Annotated in this window: 23 protein-coding genes; 7 read left to right on the forward strand and 16 right to left on the reverse strand. The window is 67.7% G+C overall.

Annotation, left to right across the window (positions count from 1 at the left end):
• Nucleotides 1–24: 24 nt before the first annotated feature.
• From J2W22_RS12180 to J2W22_RS12200, 5 genes are all read right to left on the reverse strand, one after another.
• Nucleotides 25–1,086 (reverse strand): glycosyltransferase family 2 protein, encoded by a 1,062-nt coding sequence (locus J2W22_RS12180; RefSeq protein ID WP_307118519.1) that lies wholly within the window; start codon nucleotides 1,084–1,086, stop codon nucleotides 25–27.
• Nucleotides 1,083–3,545: an aminotransferase class I/II-fold pyridoxal phosphate-dependent enzyme gene (locus J2W22_RS12185; protein WP_307118520.1), complete on the reverse strand. Its 2,463-nt coding sequence runs from the start codon at nucleotides 3,543–3,545 to the stop codon at nucleotides 1,083–1,085. Before J2W22_RS12185 ends, J2W22_RS12180 begins: the two co-directional genes overlap by 4 nt.
• Before the next feature lie 58 nt (nucleotides 3,546–3,603).
• Entirely contained in the window at nucleotides 3,604–4,053 is a 450-nt protein-coding gene (locus J2W22_RS12190) for a YaiI/YqxD family protein (protein ID WP_307118521.1), read from the reverse strand.
• Nucleotides 4,050–5,777, reverse strand: coding sequence for a DEAD/DEAH box helicase (locus tag J2W22_RS12195; protein WP_307118522.1), 1,728 nt, complete (start codon nucleotides 5,775–5,777; stop codon nucleotides 4,050–4,052). Before J2W22_RS12195 ends, J2W22_RS12190 begins: the two co-directional genes overlap by 4 nt.
• Nucleotides 5,778–6,130: 353 nt before the next feature.
• A complete protein-coding gene (locus J2W22_RS12200; protein ID WP_307118523.1) occupies nucleotides 6,131–6,970 on the reverse strand; it encodes an SDR family oxidoreductase in 840 nt (279 codons plus the stop codon).
• Between the two features lie 80 nt (nucleotides 6,971–7,050).
• On the opposite strand from J2W22_RS12200, the gene J2W22_RS12205 reads away from it, so the two are divergent.
• Nucleotides 7,051–7,443: a winged helix-turn-helix transcriptional regulator gene (locus J2W22_RS12205; protein ID WP_307118524.1), complete on the forward strand. Its 393-nt coding sequence runs from the start codon at nucleotides 7,051–7,053 to the stop codon at nucleotides 7,441–7,443.
• A 237-nt stretch (nucleotides 7,444–7,680) separates the two neighbouring features.
• On the opposite strand, the gene J2W22_RS12210 is transcribed toward J2W22_RS12205, so the two are convergent.
• Complete coding sequence (locus tag J2W22_RS12210; protein WP_307118525.1) at nucleotides 7,681–9,069, reverse strand: methyl-accepting chemotaxis protein; 1,389 nt, start codon at nucleotides 9,067–9,069, stop codon at nucleotides 7,681–7,683.
• A 232-nt stretch (nucleotides 9,070–9,301) separates the two neighbouring features.
• Nucleotides 9,302–10,465 (reverse strand): NAD(P)/FAD-dependent oxidoreductase, encoded by a 1,164-nt coding sequence (locus tag J2W22_RS12215; protein WP_307118526.1) that lies wholly within the window; start codon nucleotides 10,463–10,465, stop codon nucleotides 9,302–9,304.
• Nucleotides 10,466–10,541: 76 nt separating this feature from the next.
• Here J2W22_RS12215 and J2W22_RS12220 point away from each other — a divergent pair, with 76 nt between their 5' ends.
• A complete protein-coding gene (locus J2W22_RS12220; RefSeq protein ID WP_307118527.1) occupies nucleotides 10,542–10,949 on the forward strand; it encodes a hypothetical protein in 408 nt (135 codons plus the stop codon).
• Here J2W22_RS12220 and J2W22_RS12225 read toward each other — a convergent pair.
• Together J2W22_RS12225 and J2W22_RS12230 are read right to left on the reverse strand one after the other, a co-directional pair.
• Nucleotides 10,946–11,125, reverse strand: a complete 180-nt coding sequence (locus J2W22_RS12225) for a hypothetical protein (RefSeq protein ID WP_116840469.1) — start codon at nucleotides 11,123–11,125, stop codon at nucleotides 10,946–10,948. The genes J2W22_RS12220 and J2W22_RS12225 overlap by 4 nt on opposite strands.
• 86 nt (nucleotides 11,126–11,211) lie before the next feature.
• The gene (locus J2W22_RS12230; RefSeq protein ID WP_184167796.1) at nucleotides 11,212–11,469 is read right to left on the reverse strand and encodes an SWIB/MDM2 domain-containing protein; all 258 of its coding nucleotides are present in this window, start codon (nucleotides 11,467–11,469) and stop codon (nucleotides 11,212–11,214) included.
• 284 nt (nucleotides 11,470–11,753) lie between these two features.
• Here J2W22_RS12230 and J2W22_RS12235 point away from each other — a divergent pair, with 284 nt between their 5' ends.
• The 3 genes from J2W22_RS12235 to J2W22_RS12245 all read left to right on the forward strand — a co-directional run bounded on the left by J2W22_RS12235 (nucleotide 11,754) and on the right by J2W22_RS12245 (nucleotide 14,912).
• Entirely contained in the window at nucleotides 11,754–11,987 is a 234-nt protein-coding gene (locus J2W22_RS12235; RefSeq protein WP_307118528.1) for a hypothetical protein, read from the forward strand.
• 163 nt (nucleotides 11,988–12,150) lie between these two features.
• Entirely contained in the window at nucleotides 12,151–13,809 is a 1,659-nt protein-coding gene (leuA, locus tag J2W22_RS12240) for a 2-isopropylmalate synthase (protein ID WP_307118529.1), read from the forward strand.
• A gap of 17 nt (nucleotides 13,810–13,826) precedes the next feature.
• Nucleotides 13,827–14,912, forward strand: a complete 1,086-nt coding sequence (locus J2W22_RS12245) for a site-2 protease family protein (protein ID WP_307118530.1) — start codon at nucleotides 13,827–13,829, stop codon at nucleotides 14,910–14,912.
• Here J2W22_RS12245 and J2W22_RS12250 read toward each other — a convergent pair.
• On the reverse strand, nucleotides 14,909–16,036 hold the full coding sequence (locus tag J2W22_RS12250) for a zinc-binding dehydrogenase (RefSeq protein WP_307118531.1): 1,128 nt from the start codon (nucleotides 16,034–16,036) through the stop codon (nucleotides 14,909–14,911). The genes J2W22_RS12245 and J2W22_RS12250 overlap by 4 nt on opposite strands.
• Nucleotides 16,037–16,200: 164 nt before the next feature.
• Here J2W22_RS12250 and J2W22_RS12255 point away from each other — a divergent pair, with 164 nt between their 5' ends.
• Nucleotides 16,201–17,355, forward strand: a complete 1,155-nt coding sequence (locus J2W22_RS12255) for a GGDEF domain-containing protein (RefSeq protein WP_307118532.1) — start codon at nucleotides 16,201–16,203, stop codon at nucleotides 17,353–17,355.
• Here J2W22_RS12255 and J2W22_RS12260 read toward each other — a convergent pair.
• From J2W22_RS12260 to folE, 3 genes are read right to left on the reverse strand one after another with little or no spacing between them, the layout of a single operon-like run.
• Nucleotides 17,352–17,702: a dihydroneopterin aldolase gene (locus J2W22_RS12260; protein WP_307118533.1), complete on the reverse strand. Its 351-nt coding sequence runs from the start codon at nucleotides 17,700–17,702 to the stop codon at nucleotides 17,352–17,354. The two genes, J2W22_RS12255 and J2W22_RS12260, sit on opposite strands and share 4 nt — an antisense overlap.
• Nucleotides 17,695–18,459 (reverse strand): SDR family oxidoreductase, encoded by a 765-nt coding sequence (locus J2W22_RS12265; protein WP_307118534.1) that lies wholly within the window; start codon nucleotides 18,457–18,459, stop codon nucleotides 17,695–17,697. Before J2W22_RS12265 ends, J2W22_RS12260 begins: the two co-directional genes overlap by 8 nt.
• The gene (folE, locus tag J2W22_RS12270) at nucleotides 18,459–19,079 is read right to left on the reverse strand and encodes a GTP cyclohydrolase I FolE (protein WP_307118535.1); all 621 of its coding nucleotides are present in this window, start codon (nucleotides 19,077–19,079) and stop codon (nucleotides 18,459–18,461) included. Before folE ends, J2W22_RS12265 begins: the two co-directional genes overlap by 1 nt.
• 232 nt (nucleotides 19,080–19,311) lie before the next feature.
• Between folE and J2W22_RS12275 the strand changes: the two genes are divergently transcribed.
• A complete protein-coding gene (locus J2W22_RS12275) occupies nucleotides 19,312–21,990 on the forward strand; it encodes a TonB-dependent receptor (protein WP_307118536.1) in 2,679 nt (892 codons plus the stop codon).
• A 234-nt stretch (nucleotides 21,991–22,224) separates the two neighbouring features.
• Here J2W22_RS12275 and J2W22_RS12280 read toward each other — a convergent pair whose 3' ends face one another.
• The 3 genes from J2W22_RS12280 to J2W22_RS12290 form a co-directional block, all read right to left on the reverse strand.
• Nucleotides 22,225–22,521: a GIY-YIG nuclease family protein gene (locus J2W22_RS12280; protein WP_307118537.1), complete on the reverse strand. Its 297-nt coding sequence runs from the start codon at nucleotides 22,519–22,521 to the stop codon at nucleotides 22,225–22,227.
• Nucleotides 22,522–22,580: 59 nt separating this feature from the next.
• The gene (locus J2W22_RS12285) at nucleotides 22,581–23,183 is read right to left on the reverse strand and encodes a TMEM175 family protein (RefSeq protein ID WP_307118538.1); all 603 of its coding nucleotides are present in this window, start codon (nucleotides 23,181–23,183) and stop codon (nucleotides 22,581–22,583) included.
• A gap of 69 nt (nucleotides 23,184–23,252) precedes the next feature.
• The gene (locus J2W22_RS12290; protein WP_307118539.1) at nucleotides 23,253–23,867 is read right to left on the reverse strand and encodes a YceI family protein; all 615 of its coding nucleotides are present in this window, start codon (nucleotides 23,865–23,867) and stop codon (nucleotides 23,253–23,255) included.
• Nucleotides 23,868–24,178 lie beyond the last annotated feature (311 nt).

The following is a 24,178-nucleotide window of genomic DNA, read 5'->3' on the forward strand; positions in this document are numbered from 1 at the left end:
TGGCGTGTACTTCGTGTACTTTGGCTAGAGCGCCACACCGAAGCCGCGCCCGATCGCTCTTACCCGGCCGATCAGCGGCGAGATCAGGCGGTCCGGGTCGTTGGCGGGCAGGTGCACGCTCTCGGGCAGCACCGCCATCGCCTCGCGCATCGTTACGGCGCCCTGGCGCAAGGCGGGGCGGGCGACCAGCCACCACAGCCGGGCATGCTCGCCGTCCACCTCGATCCGCTCCTGCGCCGTGAGGGGCGTGCGGGCGACATGGTCTGCGTGGAGCGCGGCCAGGATGCGCGACAGGCGGCCGAGCGTCTCGAGGTCGGGCGCCGGGTCACGCTGCATGAAATAGCGCACGACCAGCTCGGCATTGCCCTGGCTCTCGTCGCCGAACAGCGGCTGGTAGCGCTCGCTCAGCACCCGCGCGGCGCTGGCCGCCATGGTCTCGGCGAACTTCTTCGAGGCGCCGCCGGGATGGCAGCGATAGAGGAGATGCGCCTCGTCGAGCCGGGCGATCCGCCCGAAGCGGCTGAGGCGGTGATAGAGGTCGAAATCCTCGGCATAGCGCACCTGCGGGCGCTCGAACGGGTCGAGCAGCCGGGCGGCCTCGGCGCGGAACATGACGGTCGACCAGACCAGCGGGTTCTGGGTGAGGATCAGCCAGTCGATCGTCGCCGGGGTGAGCGGGCGGTCGCCCGGCCAGGGCGTGGCATGGCCGTTCTCGAGCAGTTCGGCGGCGGTGGCGACGAGCACGCTGCCGGGATTGGCCTCGAGATACGCGACCTGCGCGGCGAAGCGGCCGGGCTTGCAGAGGTCGTCCTGGTCGAGCCCGGCGATGTAGCGCCCGCGCGCCGCCGCGAAGCCGATGTTGCGGGCGACGACCGGGCCACCGTTCATCTCGGCATGGAGGACGGTGATGCGCGGATCGGTCAGCGTGGCGAGCAGGGCGCGGGTGTCGTCGGTCGAGCAATCGTCGACAATCACCATCTCCCAGTCGGTGAAGTCCTGGGCGAGGACCGAGTCGATCGTCGCGCCGATCCAGGCCGCGCCGTTATAGGCCGGCATGATGACGGAGACCGTGGGCGCGGCGCTCATGCGGCGAGGCTCACGCTCTGGCCGAGCAGCTGGTCGACGATCAGTTGGCCGACATCGTTCTGCCACTGCCACAGGCCGTTGGCCTTGCCCTTGAAGCTCTTTTCGCCGCCGAGCCGGCCTTCCGGGACGAAGCCCGCGGCCAGGCCGATGCCATAGGCGCCCGGGATCGGCTGGCCTTCCGCATCGGTGACGCGGCAGAGCTGGTCCGCCAGCCGCGGACGGCCCGGGGCATGCGCGCTGAGCACGATGCGGTGGCCGGCGGCGTCGAGCAGGGGCAGGGCATGCGGACGATAGCCGAGCGCGGCGACGACCACATCGGCTTCGGAGAGGATGCGGCTGGTCTCCAGATCGGGACCGTCCAGCTGGTGGAGCCGAACCCGCGGGTCCGGCGTCCGCCCGCCGATGCGGAGCATGCGCAGCACCAGCTCGCGCGCTTCGAGCCGGAAGCCGGCCAGGCGATAGACGAAGCCCGAGAGCAGGCAGATGTCGTCGGGGCCGAAGTCGGTGAAGCCGTCGGCACGCGCGGCCTCGGCATTGGGGTACCAGGGCCGCAGCGCCTCGCGGTGGAGCAGGGTCAGGCTCTCGGCACCGAACGGGATGTCGGACTTGAGAAGCAGCACGGCCGAGGCGATGGCGGAGGTGGAGGCGCCGATGATCGCGATGCGCGGCGCGCGGTTGCCGGCGATCCTCTCTCGCAGCCGCTCCATGCCGTCGGTCCGCAGCATGTCGTCGCACAGCATCAGCCGTTCGCCGACCTGCTCGCCGAGCGGCTTGCCGGCGACGGAGGCTGCGGTGACGTCGCTCGCCGACTGGTAGCCGCCGGTGGCGATGACGATGTTCTCCGAGAGCAGGTCCTGCTCGGTGCCGGTGGCGATATTGCGGACTCGGGTCTGCCACAGGCCGGCGGGGGTGCGGCGGGAGTCGATCACCTCATGGCCGGTCAGCACGCTACCCCCCGCATCGGTGACGACTGCACCGACGCGCTGGCCCATCACCTCGAGGAAGGGACCGGTGCGGTAGAGCGGCACGCCGAGCTTGCCGACATATTGGGCGATCTCGCGGGCGGCGGGGTGCTCCATCAGCGCGGCGATGCCGGGCTCGGGATTGTCCTTCACCGCGCTGAGGAAGGTCTCGGCCGTGCTGTCCGAGGTGATCGCATAGCCGGGCAGCTCGCCCGCGCCGAGGCTCGGCCGGCGCTCGACCACGGCGAGGCTGGCGCCGAGTTCGCGCAGCTTGCCCTTCTTGCTCGCCGAGATGAGGAAGGCGACGCCCGCCGGTCCGCCGCCGATCAGGACGGTGGAGAGGATCTTTTGTGGCGCGGCCGGTACCACGATCCGCGGCTTGCGCAGTGCGGCGTGGAGCGTGTCGCAGATGGTGGTGACGTCGCGCTCGGTCATCGCGTCGGTGACGGGCAGAGAGAGCATCCGGGCGGCGAGATCGTCGGCCACCGGGGTCGGGGTGAGCAGGCACTCGCGTTGGAAATAGGGCTGCTGGGCGAGGTGTGGCGCGAAATAATGGCCGGCACCGATGCCCTGTGCGGCCAGCTCGGCCATCACCGCGGCACGGTCGCTGCCCTGGGGGAGCAGCATGGGCATGAACTGGGCGACCTGGCGCCGGGCCTTGGTCGCCTGGAAGGTGACGGTGTCGCCCAGGCCGGTGCGATAGGCCCTGTCGAGTGCGGCGCGATGCTCGGCGACCGTGTCGATCTCATCGAGCTTGGCGAGGGCGAGCAGGCCAAGGACCTCGGGCAGCTTGGCATTGGTGCCGGGCTCGGTAGCCGAGCGGGGGGCACCGAAGCCGAAGTTGTGCATGCGGCGCAACGCCTCCACCTGCTCGATGTCGGCGCTGTAGATCAACCCGCCTTCCGCCGTGGCGAAGGTCTTGGTGGCGTGCATCGAGAAGACGCTGGCTAAACCGGCGCCGGTACCGAAGCCATTGCCGCCGGCGTCGAGGCTGCCGAGCGACGCGGCGGCGTCGACCACCACGCCGACATCGTGCTGCTCGGAGAGGCGGGTATAGCGGGTCAGATCGATGCAGGTGCCGAAGGTGTCGTAAGGCACCAGCACCGCGACTTCGCCGGCATGGCGGGCGAGGGCGGCTTCCTCGGCCTCGGCGCTGGCGGCCCAGTCATTGGGGTCGCTGTCGACCAGGATGGGCGTCAACCCGGCCCAGATCGCGGCATGGGCGGTGGCGGCGAAGGTGAAGCTGGGGACCAGGGCGTACTTGCCCTTGCGGCCCTGGGCGGCCTGGCGGATCGCCAGGATCAGGCCGATGGTGGCGTTGTTGACCGCCAGCGCCGCACCTACGCCACCGAAAAGCTCGGCGACGACCCGGGCCTCGAACTCGCGGACGACCGGGCCGCCATTGCTGTAGACGCCGCGTGCCTCGATGGCCTGCAGTGCCTCGGTCATTTCGCTCAGGCGCGGCGGTTGCGGCGCGATCAGCGGTAGATTGTGCATGTCCCCGGCAACGTCCCTCATCCCCGTTGCCGAGCTTATGCCTGCACGTCTCCTAAGATTAGGTAAGCCGCTTCAACGCCACCAACTCGCGGTCCAGCGCCTGGAGGAACGCCGAGCGGTCCGCCGCCGAGAAGGGTCTGGGGCCGCCGATCTGGTCGCCGCCGGCGCGCAGGTCGGCCATGATCGCCCGGGTGGCGATCGCGCCGCCGATCGAGCTGGTCGTGAACGGCTTGCCGGTCGGGGCCAGCACCTTCGCCCCGGCCTTCAAGGCCCGGTCGGCGAGCAGGATGTCGGCGGTGATGACCACCGTATCCGCGCCGGCCTGCTCGGCGATCCAGTCATCGGCGGCATCGAAGCCGTCGCTGACCACCTGCCGGCTGACCAAGGGATGCTGCGGCACCCGGAGCCAGCTGTTGCTCACGATCACCACCGGCACCTCGTGCCGCCAGGCGACCTTGTAGATCTCGTCCTTCACCGGGCAGGCGTCGGCGTCGACGAGGATCCTCACCGGTGCGACGGGCCCCGGGGCGGCGGCGCCTTGCGATAGGGCTTGGCCTGGTGCCGCGGTGCGCCGGGACCGCCCGCCGGACGGTTCGGGCCGCCGCGCTGCGGACGAGGCCCCTGGCCCTGGGCCGGCGGTGCGTCGGACTGCTCGATGCGGACGTCCTCCTCACCCTCGGTGGTGCGGGCGACGGCGGCAATGAACTTGCTCGCCAGCGCGCGCGGGATCTGGAAGGCGGTCTCGTTCGGCCCGATGCGGATCGCGCCGACTTCGTTCTTGGTGATGTGGCCGCGGCGGCAGATCAGCGGCAGGACCCAGCGGGGATCGGCGTTCTGGCGGCGGCCGATGTCCATGCGGAACCAGACGACGTCGTCGAAGCCCGGACGGTGCTGGCCGGCCTGGCGCTCCTCGCGGCGATCGCCCTGGCTGCTGAGCTCCTCCGGCGCCGGCATCGCGGAACGATGCGCGCGGACCAGAGCGGCGGCAATCTCCTGCGGCGTGCGCTCGGCGAGCAGGCGCTCGGCGATGGCGGCATCTTCCTCATCGACTTCGACCGGGGCGAGCAGCGCGGTGATCAGGCGCTCGCGGTCCTGCTCGCGGATCGCCTCGGCGCTGGGCACATCGGTCCACTCGACAGGGATGCGCGCGCCCTTGAGCATCATCTCGACGCGGCGACGGCGCTGATAAGGGACGATGAGCACCGCCGTGCCCTTCTTGCCCGCACGGCCGGTGCGGCCCGAGCGGTGCTGGAGCGTCTCGGCGTCGCGCGGCAACTCGACATGGACGACCAGAGTGAGCGTCGGCAGGTCGATGCCGCGGGCGGCCACGTCGGTGGCGACGCAGACCCGGGCGCGCTGGTCGCGCAGCGCCTGGAGGGCGTGGTTGCGCTCGTTCTGGCTGTGCTCGCCCGACAGTGCCACTGCCGAGAAGCCGCGCTCGACCAGCGTGGCGTGGAGATGGCGGACATTGTCGCGGGTCGCGCAGAACAGGATCGCCGTCTCCGCCTCGTGGAAGCGCAGCAGGTTGATCACCGCATGCTCGATGTCCGACGGGCTGACGGTGACGGCCTGGTAGCTGATGTCGCCGTGCCCGCGGTCTTCGCCGACGGTCGAGATGCGCAGCGCGTCATTCTGGTAGCGCTTGGCCAGCGCCACGATCGGCTTGGGCATGGTCGCCGAGAAGAGCAGGGTGCGGCGGGTGTCGGGCGCGCCGTCGAGGATCGCCTCGAGATCGTCGCGGAAGCCCATGTCGAGCATCTCGTCGGCCTCGTCGAGTACGACGGCGCGCAGCGCGGTGAGGTCGAGCGCGCCGCGCTCGAGATGGTCGCGCAGACGGCCGGGCGTGCCGACGACGATGTGCGCGCCGTAATTGAGCTGGCGGCGCTCCTTGGCGGCGTCCATGCCGCCGACACAGGTGGCGATGCGCGCGCCGGTAGGGCCGTAGAGCCAGATCAGCTCGCGGCTGACCTGCAGGGCGAGCTCGCGGGTGGGGGCGATGATCAGCGCGTGCGGTTCGCGAGTCGGCGCGATCTTGCCATCCTCGCCGAGCAGCTCGGGATGCATGGCCAGGCCAAAGGCCACGGTCTTGCCCGAGCCGGTCTGGGCGGAGACGATGAGGTCGCGGCCCGTGGCTTCGGGGGCGATGACGGCGGCCTGGACGGCCGTGGGCGCGGCGTAACCACGCGCTGCGAGCGCTTCGGCGAGAAGCGCAGGGAGTTCAGCAAATGACATGAGACCCCGCACATGGGCTCGAAGGGGCCTTACCGCAAGGGAAAAGAGGGTTGATGGCCCTCGGCGTCGCTTTGTGTCGCGCGGCCGGGTGGTTGAGCAACTAAATGGCGGATTTCGGCGGTTTTCGGTTGTCGCTTGTAAATTCTTTACAAGGGAAATGTTGAATCCCTTGAATCCCATGCATGCGTGCGCGGCGAGAAATGGGGTGCTGGAGTCGGGATGGTGCCGCATCCGGCAGGGTAGATCAGGTGAAATCCTATTTTGCCACTGCTTTCCCCGGCGAAGGCCGGGGCCCAGTCTCAGCGTTGCAACGTTCAAGTCTGGGCCCCGGCCTTCGCCGGGGAAAAGTCTGGCTAGCCGACCAGCGCCTTGACGCCGTCCGCCAGGCTGGTCGTCGGGTGGCCGATCAGCTTCGACAGCGCCTTGCCATCGTCGAACAGCGCGCCGTTGGCGGTGTCCACGTCCCAGCCAGCGAGCAGCTCGGCGAAGGGGGCGGGGACGCCGGCGCCGGTGAGCGCGGCGGCGTAATCGCCCTGGGGCAGGTTGGTGTAGGGGATATCGCGGCCGGTCTGGCGGGAGAGCTCGGCGGCGAGGTCGGCGAGGGTGAAGGCGGTGTCGCCGGCCAACTCGTAGATCTTGCCGTCATGGCCGGTGCCGGTCAGCACGGCGACTGCGGCATCGGCATAGTCGGCGCGGGCGGCGGCGGCGATGCGGCCCTGTCGGGCGGCGCCGATCAATGCGCCGTGCGCAAGCGCGCCCGCGACGCCGGCGGCGTAATTCTCGATGTACCAGCCGTTGCGCAGGATCGTGTGGGGGAGGCCCGAGGCGACAAGCGCGCGCTCGGTGGCGCTGTGCTCGACGCCGAGGCTGATCGGCGTGGTGTCGGCGCGCAGCAGGCTGGTATAGACGATGCAGCCGATACCGGCCTGCTTCGCGGCGGCGATCACCGCTTCATGCTGGGGCACGCGCTTGCCGACTTCGCTGCCCGAGATCAGCAGCAGCGTTTCCACGCCGGCGAGCGCGGCGGCATCGGGACGGTCATAATCGAAGGCGCGGACTTCCACGCCGAGATCGGCGGCCTTTTCGGGGCTGCGGGCGAGCGCCACGATCCGGTCGGCGGGCAGCTTGCCCTTGAGCTTGTCGATGACGAGGCGGCCGAGCTGGCCGGTGGCTCCGGTGATGGCGATGGTCATTGTCCGTTCCTTCTGGCTGGTGACGGACATCCAGATATTGACCTTGCTTACTATTCGTAAGTACATACATTGAAGTAAGTATGGAAAAAGATTCCGAACCCTTCTCGACCCGCGTGCGCCGCGGCGCGGTGCTGGAGCGCAACTGCCCGTCGCGCGAGGTGCTGAAGCACGTCACCAGCCAATGGGGCGTGCTGATCCTGATCGTGCTGGAGGGCGGCACCCACCGCTTCAGCGAATTGCGCCGCAAGGTGGACGGGGTGAGCGAGCGGATGCTCGCCCAGACGCTGCAATGGCTGGAAGGCGACGGGCTGGTCGAGCGGATCGCCTATCCGGTGGTGCCGCCGCACGTGGAATACAGCCTGACCCCGATCGGGCGCGAGGCAGCGGGGCATATCCGCGCGCTGGCCGACTGGATCGAGGTAAGGCTGCCGGGTATTTGCGATGCGCAGGCGGCGAAGGCGACGGCGGAGTAGGCGCTATTCCTGCTTCTACGTGCCATCCCGGCATGCGAGGGATTGCGGGAAGCGAGCGCTTCCTTCCCGCTCCCCTCCCTGCAAGGGAGGGGATGGGGGGTGGGTTGCGAGCGTAGCGAGCCCAACGAGCGGTAGCCTTAAACAGAAAAGGCCGGGCATCGAGCCCGACCTTTCCTAACCCACCCCTAGCCCCTCCCTTGCAGGGAGGGGAATCTCAGGGGGCAGGCTTTAGTAAATTCAGAACGTTGCCCATTCCTCGGTCGTGGCCCGGACCACCGGCCTGGCCGTGGCGAGCGGCTTGACCGGGGAGACATAGCCGCGCGGCTTGCCCGGCTTTTGCGGGCGCGAGGGCAGGCTGGTGCGGGCGGTGGTGCCCACCTCGAACTTCGCGGCCTGCTCGCCGAGCGCGGCGACTTCGCTGGCCAGGCTGCGCGCGGCGGCGGCGGATTCCTCGACCATCGCGGCATTGTGCTGGGTCGACTGGTCCATCGTGCCGATCGCGGTGCTGATCTGGGTGATCGCAGTCGCCTGGGCCTGGTTGTCGGTCGCCATCTCGCTGAGCAGCGCATGGACCTCGCCGACATCGCCCGAGATGCCCGCGAACGCGCCGTCGACCTTCTGGACCATCTCGACCGCGGTGATGATATCGGCCTGGGTATGGGTGAGCTGGTCGCGGGCGCGGCCGGCCTCTTCCTCGGCACGCATCGCCAGCGCGCTGACCAGGTCGGCGACGACCGCGAAGCCGCGGCCCGCCTCGCCGGCGCGGCCGGCCTCGACGGCGGCGTTCATCGCGAGGACGCGGGTCTGGAAGGCGATCTTGTCGAGACCCTCGATGACCGAGTCGATGCCCTTGGCGCTGTCGGCCACGCGGGTCATCGCCTCTACCGCCTCCTCGGCGATCACTCGGCCGCCGGCGACGGTGGCAATGGCGCCATCGGCACGCTCGACGGTACGGCTGGCCGCTGCGGCGGTAGCCTTGAGGCGATTGTCGATCTGGGCGACCGCGGCGCTGGTTTCCTCGATGCTCGCGGCATTGGCTTCGGTGCGGCGCGACAGGTCCTCCGATGCCTCGGCGATCGCGCCCGAGCCGGTCTGGATCGCGGCGGTGCTCTCCATCACCGCGCCGATCAGCCCGCGCAGCGCGACCAGCGTGGCGTTGAAGTTGGTGCGCAGCTCGGCATAGCCATCTGGGAAGTCGCTGCCGATCTCGGCGGTCAGGTCGCCCTGCGAAAGGCGCGAGAGGCTGGTGCCGAGATGGGTGACGGCGTGCGCCTGCTCCTTCGCCTGGCGCTGCTGCTCGACCGCATTGTCGCGGAAGGTGTGCATCGCCTTGGTCATGCGGCCGACACAGTCCCGATAGTCGGTGAACTGGATCGGGCTGTCCAGGTCGCCGGCGGCGAGCGCCTCCATGCGGACAACGGTGGCGACATAGGGATCGGCGATCGCGGCGCGATAGCGGACGCACTGGACCGCCGCGCCACCGATCAGCAGCGCTACCAGCGGCAGGGCGATCATGGTCGGTGCCAGCAAGGCGACCAGCGCGACCAGCGTCATGACGCCGATCAGCGAGCCGAAGGCGACGTAGAGCTTGAGGCGGATAGGCGCGGTGGCCTGGAACCAGTGCATCGAAAAATCCTCCTGAGCGGCCCCCGGGAGATACGCGCCCGGCAAGCCTTGGCGCCGGCGGGCAGGCCCGTCGGACAAGCCCTTTTTAGGAGGCCCAGACGCGAAACGTTCGCAGCTGCACCAAATTCACTACGGGAATTTACGGAAGCAATTGCTTCGAAATGGTGCAAGTGCATGGAAATGCAGGAAAACGGGAAAGCAACGGCTTGGCGCCTGTTCCTGCGATATCCGACTAGAGCGCCAGCCCGGCGGCGCGGCCGCTCGCCCAGGCCCATTGGAAATTATAGCCGCCGAGCCAGCCGGTGACGTCCACTGCCTCGCCGATCGCGTAGAGGCTGGGGAGTTTCCGCGCTTCCATCGTCTGCGAGCTGAGCTCGGCGGTGCTGATCCCGCCGATCGTGACTTCGGCCTTGGCATAGCCTTCGGTGCCATTGGGCAGGAACGGCCAGTCGGCGAGGCGGCGGGCGGCCTCTTCGAGCTTGCGGTCGGGGGTGTTGGCGAGTTCGGTGGGGAGGGCTAGCTTCTCGGCCAGCGCATCGGCGAGGCGATCGGGCAGGGCTTCGCCGAGCAGCTTGCGCAGCGTGACGCGGGGGCGGGCGCGCTTGGCGGCGAGCAGCCAACCGGGTTCGGCCTTGGGCAGGAAGTCGATGCCGATGCGCTCGCCGTGGCGCCAATAGCTCGAGACCTGGAGGATGGCGGGGCCGGAGAGGCCGCGGTGGGTGAAGAGCGCGGCTTCGCGGAAGCTCGCCTTGCCGGCGCGGGCGATGACGTCGGTCGAGACGCCGGACAGCTCGCGGAACAGCGCTTCCTCGCCGCTGAGGGTGAGGGGGACGAGGGCGGGGCGGGGCTCGACCACCTTGAGGCCGAAGCGGCGGGCGAAGTCATAGGCGAAGCCGGTCGCGCCCATCTTGGGGATCGAGGGGCCGCCGGTGGCGAGAACCAGTGCTTTGGCTTCGGCGGTGCGGGGGCCGAAGGTCAGGCGCCAGCGGGCATCCGCATGCTCGAGCTGGGGAGTATGACCGAGCCAGATCTCGACCGTCCCCTGCGCGCACTCGTCGAGCAGCATGTCGACGATCTGGCGGGCCGAGCCGTCGCAGAAGAGCTGGCCGAGCGTCTTCTCGTGCCAGGCGATATGGTGGCGCTCGACCAGGTCGAGGAAATCCTGCGCGGTGTAGCGGCCGAGCGCGGACTTCATGAAATGGGGGTTCTGCGAGAGGTAGCGGTCGGGCGCGGCGCCGATATTGGTGAAGTTGCAGCGCCCGCCGCCCGAGATCAGGATCTTCTTGCCGGGCGCATCGGCATGGTCGACGAGCAGCACGCGCTTGCCCCGCTGGCCGGCGGTGAGCGCGCACATCAGCCCCGCGGCGCCGGCTCCCAGGATGATCGCGTCGTACATCGGCCTGCGCCTAGCAGTTGTTCAGGCTGCGGCAAGCGGGTGTGACGGACGTTGCGGGTCCGGAAGGAGATTGGGGATGCATCTTGTGCTTGGCCTTGCGCTGCTGGCCGCGCCCGTTGTCGAGGACGATCCGATCTGCGCGGACCTGCGGCGGCTGTCCGCGGCGGTGGCCGAGCCGGAGGCGTACAGGGCGCTGTACCGATCGGACTTCGCGCCGCGGCTGTTGCGGGGGTGCTTCCGCAGTGACGGCTATTTCTGCAGCCAGACCATGCTGCCGCCCGAGATCACCCACGAGACCATGGCGAAGCGGATTGCGGCATGCCTGCCGGGCGCGACGATCGCGCCGGGCGAGCCCTGGCCGGGGCTCAAGCGCAGCGTGGTCAGCGGCGGCGGGCTTGTGTTCAGGCTGGAGGAAAGCGGCAGCGAGCGCGCCCATGTCGGGCGGATCCTGCGGATCGAGATCGGGCCGAAGCCCGAGCTCTAGTGCAGCTTGGCGATGCTGAGCCCGTCGAGCTTGGCGCGGTCCTTCACTGACTCCTCGCTGCGGGTGAGCGCTTTCGCGATCGCCTTGAGCGCCATGCCCTTCTTGGCGAGTGTGTGGAGCTTCTGGATCTCGTCGGCGCGCCAAGGCTGGCGGTGGCGTTCGAACTTCTCGGCCATGTCGGTCTCCTAAAGCAAAAGGGCGGGCCCCGTGGGGAACCCGCCCTTCGCGTTTTCAGCGGCGGGGCGCATCGCCCCGGCCCGGCTTACTTGACGTGCTTCGCGATGTGCTTGTTCATCTCGAACATCGTCACCTTGTCGGCGCCGAAGATCGGACGCAGCACGTCGTCGGCGAGGATCTCGCGCTTGTTCGCCGGGTTCTGCAGGTTGTTCTTCTTGATGTATTCCCACAGCTTGCTGACGATCTCGCTGCGCGGAAGATCCGCGGTGCCGACGATCTTAGCCAGCTCGGGCGAAGGGGTCACCGGCTTGGCGATGCCGCCGCGTGCTTTGGTCTCGGCCATAATGTTTCTCCTGTTCCTGCCCTTGGACGGGCTATGCCTTCGTTAGCGCCAGCGGCGTGTGCGAACCCTTCCGCCGCCTTTCGCGCCTACGATGTACCGCGGTGAGAGCGTTACTCCTCACCTGCACACCCTTTGATCGTCACAAATCGCGTCTGTCTAGAGAGCAGATGCGCCGAGACGCCCCCAGAGAGCGACATTTTGGGGATAAGTCGGGTTAAACGGCCGGTAGGAGAGGGGAAAAGGCCATGCTAAGGGGGATTTTCACGGCAAAAGGGGAGAGCGGGATGCGCGTTCTGGTGCTCGGCGGACTGGTGATTCTGGCCGGATGCGGTGGCGGGACGACCGGCACCAACTATTCCGACCCGCCGCCCATGGCCGAGATCGTCGCCACGCCCAGCCCCAGGGCGAGCGAGACGCCCGAGGCGGACGCCGCCGCGGTCAATGCGGCGGAGGCAGCGAGCGAAGCCGACGACACGCTCACCAATAGCGACGCTACGGCAGCCACAAACACAATGTGAGTGGACAAGGCGGCGCGGGCCTGTCTAAAGGCATGCCCAACATGATGACCCGCGCACTTCTCGGTCTGCGACTTATCCGCCCTTAGGGGCCGGACGCACATGCGCACGCCCCTAAGGGCACTTCACGATTGAAATCGAAGTCTCGAGCCGAGAGAGAGCTGTCATGTTGCGCGATCCGTCCATCAAGTACCGTCCCTTCCCCCAGGTAAACCTGCCCGGCCGCCAATGGCCGAGCCGCACCATCACCAAGGCGCCCCGCTGGCTGTCGACCGACATGCGCGACGGCAACCAGGCGCTGATCGATCCGATGGACGCGGAGAAGAAGACCCGCTTCTTCGAGCTGCTCTGCAAGGTGGGCGTGAAGGAAATCGAAGTCGGCTTCCCGAGCGCGGGCGCCACCGAGTTCGATTTCATCTCGGGCCTCGTCCAGCAGGACAAGATCCCCGACGACGTGATCGTCCAGGTGCTGACCCAGTCGCGCCAGGACCTGATCGAGACCAGCTTCCAGTCGCTCAAGGGCGCGAAGAAGGCGATCGTCCACCTCTACAACGCCGTATCGCCGGCATGGCGCCGCATCGTGTTCGGCATGAGCCGCGAGGAGATCAAGCAGATCGCCATCGCCGGCGCCAAGGTGCTGCGCGACGAGGCCGCCAAGCAGCCCGACACCGACTGGCATTTCGAGTACAGCCCCGAGACCTTCTCGACCGCCGAGCTCGATTTCTCGGTCGAGGTCTGCGAGGCGGTGATGGACATCCTGCGTCCTACCACCGACAAGCCGCTGATCCTCAACCTGCCGGCGACGGTGGAGGCGGCGACGCCCAATATCTATGCCGACCAGATCGAGTGGTTCTGCCGCAACATCCGCAGCCGCGACACGGTGGTGATCAGCCTGCACACGCATAACGACCGTGGCACCGGCGTCGCTGCGTCGGAGCTGGGCCTGCTGGCCGGCGCGGACCGCGTCGAGGGCTGCCTGTTCGGCAATGGCGAGCGCACCGGCAATGTCGACCTGGTCACGCTGGCGCTCAACATGTACACGCAAGGCGTTGATCCGGGCCTGGATTTCTCGAACATCGACGAGGTGATCCAGACGGTCGAGTACTGTAACCAGATCCCCGTCCACCCGCGCCACCCCTATGCCGGCGACCTGGTGTTCACCGCTTTCTCGGGCAGCCACCAGGACGCGATCAAGAAGGGCTTCGCGGCGCAGGAAGCGCGCAACGACGACTTCTGGGACGTGCCGTACCTGCCGATCGACCCCAAGGACCTGGGCCGCGATTACGAGGCGGTGATCCGCGTCAACTCGCAGTCGGGCAAGGGCGGCGTCGCCTGGGTGATCGAGCAGGACAAGGGCCTGAAGCTGCCCAAGCGCATGCAGGCCGACTTCTCGCGCCATGTGCAGGCGCTGGCCGACGAGACCAGCCGCGAGCTCAACGCCGCGGACATCTGGGGTCGTTTCGAGCAGACCTATCTGCCGGGCGACAAGGACCGCTTCGTGCTCGAGGATTATGAGGAGACCGGTGCTGCCGGGCAGCGCGTGTTCGTCGGCCGCATCGCGGTGGACGGCGAGACACGCTCGATCTCCGGGCGCGGCAACGGCCTGATCTCGGGCGTGATCGACGCGCTTGCCGGGACGACCGGCCCGGCGCTCGACGTGGTCGATTACAGCGAGCACGCGATCGGGCACGGCGCCGATGCGCAGGCGGCCGCCTATGTCGAATGCCGCACCGCCGATGGGCGCACCGTGTTCGGTGTCGGCATCGACGCCGATATCGCGACTGCTTCGGTGCGCGCGGTGCTCAGCGCAGCGAACCGGGTCTGATCGGGAACCGGCGCGGGATGCTCTCCGGTATCCTGCGCTGGTCCAGGCTCGCTGCGCTGATCTGGTGGGCCGGTACCTTTTGGGCCTTCATGCTCTACGGGCTTGCCTTTGTGGCGTACCCCACGCTGTGGGTGCCGATATCGTGCACGATCGCTGGCATGGTCTTCGTGATCCTGATCCACGAGACCGGCCACGCCGCGGCGGCGATCGCCTGCGGCTGGCGGGTGCTGGTCTTCGCGGTCTGCCCTTTCGGGCTGCACCTGCCGACCCGCACGATCACGTTCCTGCCGCGCGGTTACAGGGAAGACGCTGGCGGTTTTGTCGCCAGTGTACCGCGCAGTCAGGCGCGCGGGACGCGCGCGCGCAGGTTCATCATCGTCGCGAGTGGGCCGGCTGCGTGTTTTGTGCTTGCCGCCGCCGCGTTGGTCGTGCGTGAACTGTGGCTGCGCGGGATCGACACGCGGCTGTTGGTCGCAAGCAATTTCGGCCTGGCCATCGCCGTCCAGGCATGCGTGTCGGGGCTGATTTCGCTGCTTCCCTATGACGGGAGCGATGGGGAAAAACTGCTTGTGCTGGCACGGCCCGATCCGGAACGGCTCTTGCACGCTCCCTGCGGTTGGATGGCGACCCAGCTCCACTACAATGTCCGGCTGCGCGACCTTCCCGAATGGCTGATCGCGGCGCAGCGGGCGGTGCCGCATCCCGGGGCCGAGCCCGACCGGCATGGAGAAGGGATCGACATCAGGCGGATACTCGATGCCGATCGACCCGACTTCGCCCGTGCCCGCGAACGGATCGATGCCTATCGGACCCGCTACGGCGGTAGCGCATGGCTCGATTCCTGCGATGCCTATCTCGCGGCAATCGGGGAGGGCGATGCCGCGAGCGCCGCCGCGCGCCTATGGAAGGGCGAGCCCGATCCGGGGGCACAGTCGATGGAGCATGCCGCCAAGGCCTCGGTGCTTGCCGTTCAGGGTCACGAAGCGGGCATGCAGGCCGAACTGCGCGCAATGCGCAAGGCCGTCCGCGCCCGCTCGCCCTATCGCAACGCCACCTTCCGCGACATCGAGCGCCGGATCCGCGCCGCGCTGCGCCCGGCCTAGCGGCTCGGATCGATCAGGTATTTCTCTCCCGTCGCCTTCTTCGCATAGGCTTCCACCACCTTCGGATCGAGCGCTTCGGCGAGCGAGATCGTGTTGGTGTAGTGGCTGGCGAAGGTCGTCGTCAGCTCGGCGACGACGCGGGCGCGCAGGCGTAGCGTGCCTTCGAGGCCGAGCTTCATCAGGAACGGCGTGACCAGGAAGCCGCTGACGCCCCAGGCGAGGCCATAGCCGCGGTCGAGCTCCATCGGCGACGTGTCGAGCATGCCGTAGACATAGACCTGCTTCCAGGTTGCCGAGCCATAGCGGCTATAGGCGGTGGCGGTGCGATTGATCGCGGCTTCCATCGCGTGGAGGATCGTGTTGACGATCCTGCCGCCGCCGATCGCGTCGAAGGCGAGGGTGGCGCCGGTCTCGGTGATCGCGTCGGTCAGCTTCTCGCGGAAATCGGGCGCGCTGCTGTCGACGATGTACTTGGCGCCGATCTCGCGCAGGATCGCCGCCTGGGCCTCGCTGCGCACGATGTTCACCAGCGGCACATTGTCGGCGATGCAGATGCGGTTGAGCATCTGGCCGAGGTTCGAGGCGGCGGCGGTGTGGACCAGCGCCTTGTGTCCCTCCATCCGCAGCGTCTCGACCATCGACAGAGCGGTGAGCGGATTGACGAACATCGAGGCGCCGTCGGCCGCGGTTGCGCCTTCGGGCAGCACGATGCAGTCGCGCGCGGCGATCTTGCGATACTGGGCGTACATCGAACCGCCGAGCATGCCGACCTTCTTGCCGAGCAGTTCGGCGACATTCTCGCCTGCCAGGACGACGGTGCCGGCGCCTTCGTTGCCGACCGCCATCGACTGGTCGAGCCGCGGCTTCATCGCCGGCATACGCGCGGCCGGGATCGCGGCGGTGAGCGTCGGGTGGTCGGCGGTGCCGCCGGTCTTGAGCGTCGCCATGTCGGCGGGGCCGAGCAGCAGGCCGAGATCGGACGGATTGAGCGGCGCCGCCTCGACCCGAACGATGACTTCGTCGGGGCCGGGCGCGGCCAGCGTTACCGGTTCCAGCGAGAGGGTGAGATTGCCGTCGCTCGAGATGGTCGAGCGTAGCTCGAGACCGGTCAGCGGGTTCGCCATTGCACTCTCCTCTTGGCCATGTTGCGTCGCCGCCCCGGGCGCGCGTCCTGCCCTTAGATATCGCGCCCGCCTGCGGCGTCCAGCGCTTCCCGGGGAAAATACGTAGCTGGTAAGGCTGGTGTTAACGCCTTTCCCGCCAAGGTCGCGCCATCGGGGGAAGTGGATTGTTCGTCAGTCTCACAGCGGTGCATGCATGCGTCTTCGCGACGCTGGCCCTGCTCGTGGGCGCGATCCGCATCGGCATGCGCAAGGAATCTGCGCTGTCCTGGATGGTCGCGGCTTTGCTCTGCGGCACCACGGAGATGCTCGTCCTCGCGCTGGCGCGGCACGGACGGGGCGAGTTGCTCGCCGCGATGCTGCTCGTGCCGCCGGCCTATCTCTGCTTCGGCCAGGCGCTGCGCATATCGACCGGCGGCAGGCAGAACTGGGGGCTGATCGGCACGAGCATCGGGCTGGTCCTCTGCGCGCTGGCGCTGATGGCGGCGGGCGCGCCCTTCGTGCTGATGACGATACCCTTCCAGCTGGGATGCGCGCTGGCACTGGCCGACGGGATCACGCATCTGGGGCGCCGGCCCGAGGGGATCATCGATCGCGCGCTGCTCGGCTGCCTCTGCCTGCTCGCGACACTCTTCCTGATCCGCATCCCGCTCTATCCGGCGCTGTTCGGCGTCGATGTCCATTATGCCGCGGTCATGCCGTCGGCGTTCGAGCGGAGCCTGCTGCTTGTCTCGGCGCTGCTGACGCCGCCCTCGATCTTCCTGCTGCTCGCCAAGATCATCATGGGCATCATCGCGCGCTACCGGCTGCGGGCCGAGCGCGATCACCTGACCGGGGTGCTCAACCGCCAGGCCTTCGAGCAGGCGGTGCGGGCCGAGCCGCTGCGCGGCGGTTCGGTGATCTTCTGCGACATCGACCGGTTCAAGCGGGTCAATGATCGCTATGGCCATCATGTCGGCGATGAAGTGATCCGGCTGTTCGCCGACATCCTTGCCGCCACTGGCTTTCGGGTGGGGCGGCTGGGTGGCGAGGAGTTCGCGATCTTCCTGCCGGGCAACAGCGCCAGCGATGCAGCAGGGCTGGCCGAGGTGCTGCGGATGCATTTCCACAACAGCACGCATGACGCGCTGACCTCCGATCACCGGCTGAGCGCCAGCTTCGGGGTGGCCGATTATGCGCAGAACGAGGCGCCGGCGGAGGCGCTGATCCGCGCCGACGTCGCACTGTACCGGGCCAAGGGCGAGGGACGGAACCGGGTTGCCGTGTTCCACGCCTGGAGCCTGGTGCCGGTGGTTCAGGAACCGCCGCGCGCCGCGGCCTAGCGGCTGCGGACGACCTCGCAGCCGATGCGGGCGTCCGGGTAGATGTCGAGCTTCATCGAGCGGACGGTGACGCGCTGGACGCGTTCGTCGGCCAGGGCAAGCGCCGCGACCTGCTCGCAAAGCGTCTCCTGCAGCTCGAAATGGCGCGATTCGACCAGCTTGCGGATGCCGGTTCGCAGGAAGTCGTAATCGACCACCGCGTCGATCCGGTCCTCGGGCGCGCTGGCGTAGCGGCAGGTCATCGCGACGTGCAGCGTCACGCGCTGGGGCGCGGCGCGCTCCTCCGGGTGGATGCCCAGGCCCATCGCCACCTCGAGCCCGTCGAGCAGGATCGTATACTCAGCCATGCGGGCGCTCCCGGCCTTCGAACATCACGTCGCCGTCGCGCTGCAGGAAGCGCTGACCGCAATCGACGAAGATGTTCTGCCCGGTGATGCTGGGGGTGACGAGCAGCATCTCGACCGTGGCGGCGATGTCGGCCAGCGCGACGGGGCGCTGGAGCAGGTTCTGCCGGGCGTGCTCGGCGAATTCCTCGGCGGTCTGGTCGAGGCTGGGGAGGGTGAGGCCGGGCGAGACGGCGTTGACCCGGATGCGCGGCGCGAGGCCGCGGGCGAGCAGCTCGGTGGCGGTGGCGAGCGCGGCCTTGCTCAGCGTGTAGGTGAGGAAGTCCGGATTGAGATTGGCGAGCTTCTGGTCGAGCAGATTGACCACGGCACCCTGGTCGAGGTCGTCCTGCGCGGCCAGGGCAGAGGCGAGGGCGACGGGGGCGCCGCAATTCACCCGCATGTGCCGGTCGAGCAGCGCGAAATCGGTGAGGGGCAGGGCGTCCCAAGCAAATTGCGAGGCATTGTTGACCAACCCCTCGATCGGGCCGCCGAGCCCCTCGCGCGCGGCCTCTAACAGGGCAGGAGCGGTCCCGGCCTCGGCCAGCTCGCCGGTCACCACGCAGGCGGTGCCGCCTTCCGCGGCGATCTGGGCGGCGAGGGCCTCTGCATCCTGGGGCGCGTGGTGGTGGTGGATCGCCACCTGGTGGCCGCGCAGCGCGAGGCGGCGGGCGATGCCCGCGCCGATCCGCCGCGCGCCGCCAGTCACGAGAACCCGCATCAATAGCCCATCAGCTTGAGCACTTCCTGGCGGCTGCGCTCGTCGTCGCGGAACACGCCCATCATGCGGCTGGTGACCATGCCGACGCCGGGGGTACGCACGCCGCGCGCGGTCATGCAGCCATGCGTCGCCTCGATCACCACAGCGACGCCCTGGGGCTTCAGGCGCTCCCAGATGCAGTCGGCGACCTGGGCGGTGAGGCGCTCCTGGACCTGGAGCCGGCTGGCGAAGCCGTGGAGGACGCGGGCGAGCTTGGAGATACCGACGACGCGGTCCTTGGGCAGATAGGCGATCGAGGCCTTGCCGGTGATCGGCGCCATGTGGTGCTCGCAGTGCGACTGGAATGGGATGCCGTTCAGCAGGACGATGTCGTCATAGCCACCGACTTCCTCGAACACCCGGCTGAGATGGTGCGCGGGATCCTCGTCATAGCCCTGGCAATATTCCTTCCAGGCGCGGGCGACGCGCTCGGGCGTGTCGAGCAGGCCTTCGCGGCCGGGATCGTCGCCAGCCCAGCGGATCAGGGTGCGGATCGCGTCCGAAACCTCGGCGGGGACCGGAATCTTGGGCGACGGCGCAACGATGTCACCATCTTCGGGGCCGTCCTGATCATGCACCATTTTCGTCTCTTCCTAACCGCTTCCGGGCTTTACGCTACGGCAACTGCGTTTCTTGCAGAAACCGGGTGTGGCCCAACTGTATCTCCCCGGGAAAAATGGCCGGAAACCGCAGAGTTCCGGCGCTTATCCCCGTTGACGGGCTGAAAAATGCAGCGTTAGTTTCGCTGGCGATAAAAGCAACGCCGTGACCGGTAACAACCGGCGCCGGCACCCAGAGGAGGGGATGCACCAGATGAAGAAGCTCGACCTGCTCGCGGCAACCGCGATCACGCTGTTCCTCGCGACGCCAGCCTTTGCCCAGCAGACTACGCCGACGCCGGCACCCGCGGACGACGGCCAGGAATATCAGTCCTCGAACGAGATCATCGTGACGGCGACCCGCCGTAACGAGACCGTGCAGGACGTGCCGATCGCGATCACCGCCATCGGCGCGCAGGAGCTGCAGAATGCCGGCGTGGACAATGTCCGCGACCTCGAGCAGCTCGCCCCCTCGATCCAGAGCTCGACCGGCCAGTCCTCGGCGACCGGCACCACCATCTATCTGCGCGGCATCACCACCGGCGGCGACAATCCCGGCTTCGAGCCGGCGGTCGGCGTGTTCATCGACGGCGTGTTCCGCGCCCGCGCCGGCGTCGCCATCTCCGAGCTTCCCGAGCTGGAGCGCGTCGAAGTGCTGCGCGGCCCGCAGGGCACGCTGTTCGGCCGCAACACCTCGGCCGGCGCGCTGAGCATCTACACCGCGCTGCCGCAGTTCGAGACGCATGGCTATGTCGAGGGCAGCTACGGCAACTACAATGCCTATGGCGTCAAGGGCGCCATCACCGGGCCGGTCAGCGAGTCGATCGCGCTGCGCCTCGACGGCAGCTACCGGAAGCGCGACGGCTATATCAAGGATGCCAACAGCAGCCGTCGCTTCAACGATGTCGACCGCTGGGCGCTGCGCGGCCAGGCACTGCTCGACAAGGGCGACATCACCTTCCGCCTGATCGGCGACTATTACCAGACCGACGAAGTCTGCTGTGCCACCGTGTCGGTGGTGCGCGGCCCGCTCGCGCCGGTGATCCAGAGCATCGCCGCCTCGCAGGGCCGCACCGGCATCTACACCGGTCCGGGCAGCGATCGCATCCAGGCCGCCTCGCCCAACCGCAACTATGGCGAGAAGGTGAAGGACTGGGGCTTCTCGGGCGAGCTCAACTGGGATCTGGGCGACGTCAAGCTGACCTCGATCACCGCCTATCGCGACTGGCGCGCGCTGCGCAGCCAGGACATCGACTTCTCGGGCATCGATCGCGCCTATCGTGACGGCTATCGCACCGAGCTGAAGGACTTCACCCAGGAAATCCGCCTCCAGGGCTCGGCGCTCAACGGCAAGCTCGACTGGCTGATCGGCGGCTTCTACCTGAACGAGAAGAACGACCTGACCGACACGGTGCGCTTCGGTGCTGATGCCAACCGCTATGTCGACACGATCTTCGCCGGCCAGCTCGGCGCCGCCTTCGGCACGCCGCTGCAGTTCTACGGCTCGCTCGGGCCGACGGTACCGACGCTCGGCGCCGCGCTGCTCAACCCGGCGGTGCCGAACAGCCTGCCGGCGCTGCAGGCAGTCTATGGCCAGCTCGCGCCGCTGGTCGGCTGCTTCCGCGCCCAGGCGGGCACGGCGCCGGCCGGCCTCTGCGTGATCCCGGGCTATCCATCGACGCCGATCCCGGGTCTCGCGGCGCTGGCGGCCAATCCGCTGCCGGGTGCGACCGCGGGCCAGGGCAACAACAATGACGTGTTCGGCGTGAAGACCGACGCGATCGCGCTGTTCACCCACAACATCGTCAACGTCACCGACAATCTGTCGCTGACCCTCGGCGCGCGCTGGAACCACGAGCGCAAGACGATGAACGCGTCGATCAACAGCAACACCGGCAGCTGCACCTTCTTCAACCAGGTGCGTACCGGCAACGCCGCGGCGGTGGCCTATGCCAATGTCCTCAAGCAGGTGCCGGGGTTGTTCAACAACCTGTTCCTGCTGAGCTGCAACCCGGCGGTGAACAGCGAGTTCAACGGCAACTATACCGACAGCTTCACCGACGACGAGATCACCGGCACCGTCAAGCTGGCGTACAAGTTCTCGCCGAAGTTGATGGTCTATGGCAGCTACGATCACGGCTACAAGTCGGGCGGCTATAATCTCGACCAGGCGACCTTCGACTCGGTGCTGCTCGGCGGCAACGGCGCCCAGGGCCGCGACCTGCGCTTCGGGGCGGAGACCAACGACGCCTTCGAAGTCGGCTTCAAGGCCAGCCCGACCCGGGCGTTCACGCTGAACGTCGCGGCGTTCTACATGAACTTCTACGGCCTGCAGTCGCTCGTCTTCTCGGGCAACAACTTCGTCGTCCAGAATGTCGACAAGAGCGTGTCGAAGGGTGTCGAGGTCGAATCCTCGATCCGGCCGGCGAACAACCTGACCATCCAGCTCGCCTACAGCTATATCGACGCGCAATACGCCAAGTCGAACAACTTCACCGGCACGCCGCTGCAGGGCCAGGAAGGCAAGCAGTTCCAGAACCAGCCCAAGCACACGGTGACGGGCGCGGTGACCTGGGAGCCGCGCGTGTCGAGCAACCTGAAGGGCTTGGTGCACCTCGACTTCCGCTACAACAGCGAAGTCAACATCCCGTCGAGCAACCCCAACCCGGTGACCGGCCGCACCGCGATCCGCAACGAGGGCTATGGTCTGCTCAACGGCGCGATCGGCCTGCAGACCAACGACGGCAAGATCCGGGGCGAGTTCTTCGTCGAGAACATCACCAACACCTTCTACTATATCTCGGGCTTCGCGGTGCCCGAGCAGACCGGCAACTATAACGGCTATCCGGGTTATCCGCGCTTCTACGGCGCGCGGCTGCGCTTCGGCTTCTGATACCGGCCTTCGGGCAGGGAAGGGGCGCCTCCGGGAAACCGGGGCGCCTTTTTCTTGGGAGGCGACGCGTCATTACTCCCTTTTCCCCGGCGAAGGCCGGGGCCCAGACTTGGAATCTGCAATCAAGATAGGCGGCTTCGGAGAATGGGAGCGTCGGACATCCAAGAGTTCGATATGCGCTTTCCAGACTTCAAGTCTGGGGCCCGGCCTTCGCCGGGGAAAGAAGAGAAGACTTCAGGGCCTGGCGATATGGTCGTAGAGATCGTCCCAGTTCGGGTTCATCATCTCAATCTCACGCACCTTCCAGACGCGCTTCCATTCCTTCATCTGCTTTTCGCGCAGCCTTGCCGCCTCGAGGCTCTCGAACGGCTGGTACCAGACGAGCAACTTGCAGCTATATTTCTTGGTGAAGCCTTCGATCACGCTGTTGCGGTGTTCCCATGCGCGTTTGGCCAAGTCGCTGGTGGCGCCGACATAGAGCGTGCCATTCCGGCCGCTTGCCATGATGTAGACATAGCCCTGCAGCTCCATTCTCAGACTCCAAGTCTGGGCCCCGGCCTCCGCCGGGGAAAGAAGGCGTTTCGGCTAGCTCACCCCCCGAACAACCTGTCGATCGGACTCTTCGGCAGGAACCACAGCACCGCCACCAGCGCGGCGCAGGCCAGGCCGGCCCAGGGGGAGGCGAAGGTGAGGGCGATGCCGCTGGCATAGATCGCCGAGCAGACCAAGCCCTTGCGCAGCATGCGCTGGTGATATTCCTCCGCCGCCTCGCCCTGCCGGCCGGTGCGGCGGACCACCGTCTGCAGCCAGACATAGGCGAAGCTGGGCAGCATCATCACGCCCATATAGACCAGCGTCGCGTCGTGGCTGAAATGCTGTTCGCCGAGATAGGCAGTGGCGAAGGGCACCAGCGACAGGGTGAACAGCAGCAGGATGTTCGACCAGACAAGCGCATTGGTGACGCGGGTCGCGAGGCCGATCAGGCGGTGATGATTGACCCAGTAGATCGCGACATAGGCGTAACTGAGCACATAGGCAGTGAAGACCGGCCACAGCGCCCAGATATGCTGGAGGCCATGTTCTTCCGGCGCCTTCATCTCGAGCACCATGATCGTGATGATGATCGCGATCACGCCGTCGGAAAAGGCTTCCACCCGGGTGACGCCGCCACGGCCCTCGTCGGTCTCACTCATTCCAATATCCCTCGCATGCGCTTCCCGCCTTCTTGTCGGGATCGCATGCGAGGGGAAGCCCCGTTCGGGTTATTGGGCGGTGAAGGCCGCGTTGATCTGCAGGGCGACTTCGTCCGAGACGAAGGGGACGTACTTGTCCATGCCGAAGTCGCTGCGCTTGATCGTGGCGGTGGCCGAGAAGCCGAAGTTGAGCTTCTTGCTCATCGGGTTCTCGCCCGCGCCGACGAACCTGGTGTCGAGCACCACCGGGCGGGTGACGCCGTGCAGGGTGAGGTTGCCGGTAATCTTCGCGGTCGTGCCCTTCACGGCAACGCTGGTGGAGACGAAGCGGATGTCCGGATACTTGGCGTTGTCGAAGAAGTCGCCGGTGCCGAGATGCTCATCGAGCGCCTTGACGGTGGTGACGATGCCCGAGGCCGGGATGGTCACGTCGAGCCGGGCGTCGGCGGGCTTCTTGGGGTCGATGGCGAGCGTGCCGGTGGCGCCGCCGGCCTGGCCGGTGAACTTGCTGAAGCCGAAATGGTCGACCGTGTAGCTGACCTGGGTGTGGCCACCGTCAACGGCATAGGTGCCGGCCGCGATACGGGCCGGATCGGCCTGGCCGGGAAGCTGGGCGGCCTGCTGGGCGGCGAAGGCGGCGAGCGGGGTGGCGGCAAGCAAAGCAACTGCGAACAGAACGCGCATGGGAACTCCTCTGTGGGGAAGGAGCGCGTCTTGTGGGGATGCAGGGTTCGCCGGAAAATCCCGAAGACGGCAACGCATGGTTTCCGAAACCAGGCGCGAGCCGCGGAGACAGGGTGAACGGGAAGCTAAAGGCGGGTTCGGGGGAGTTCCGCGCTGGTGCCGACGATGTGCGGGTGAGACGCTCTCCTGACGCTATCGGGAGTCGCGTCATGGGATATTTCTTCCACCTGCCCCAGCCTCGCCAGGAGGCCTCGCACGCCCCGGCAGTGGCGCTTGCCGTACAGGTGGCGGCTGCCGGGAAAAGGGCCGGG

The sequence above is a fragment of the Sphingomonas kyeonggiensis genome, from assembly GCF_030812785.1.
GTDB classification, from domain to species: domain Bacteria; phylum Pseudomonadota; class Alphaproteobacteria; order Sphingomonadales; family Sphingomonadaceae; genus Sphingomonas; species Sphingomonas kyeonggiensis_B.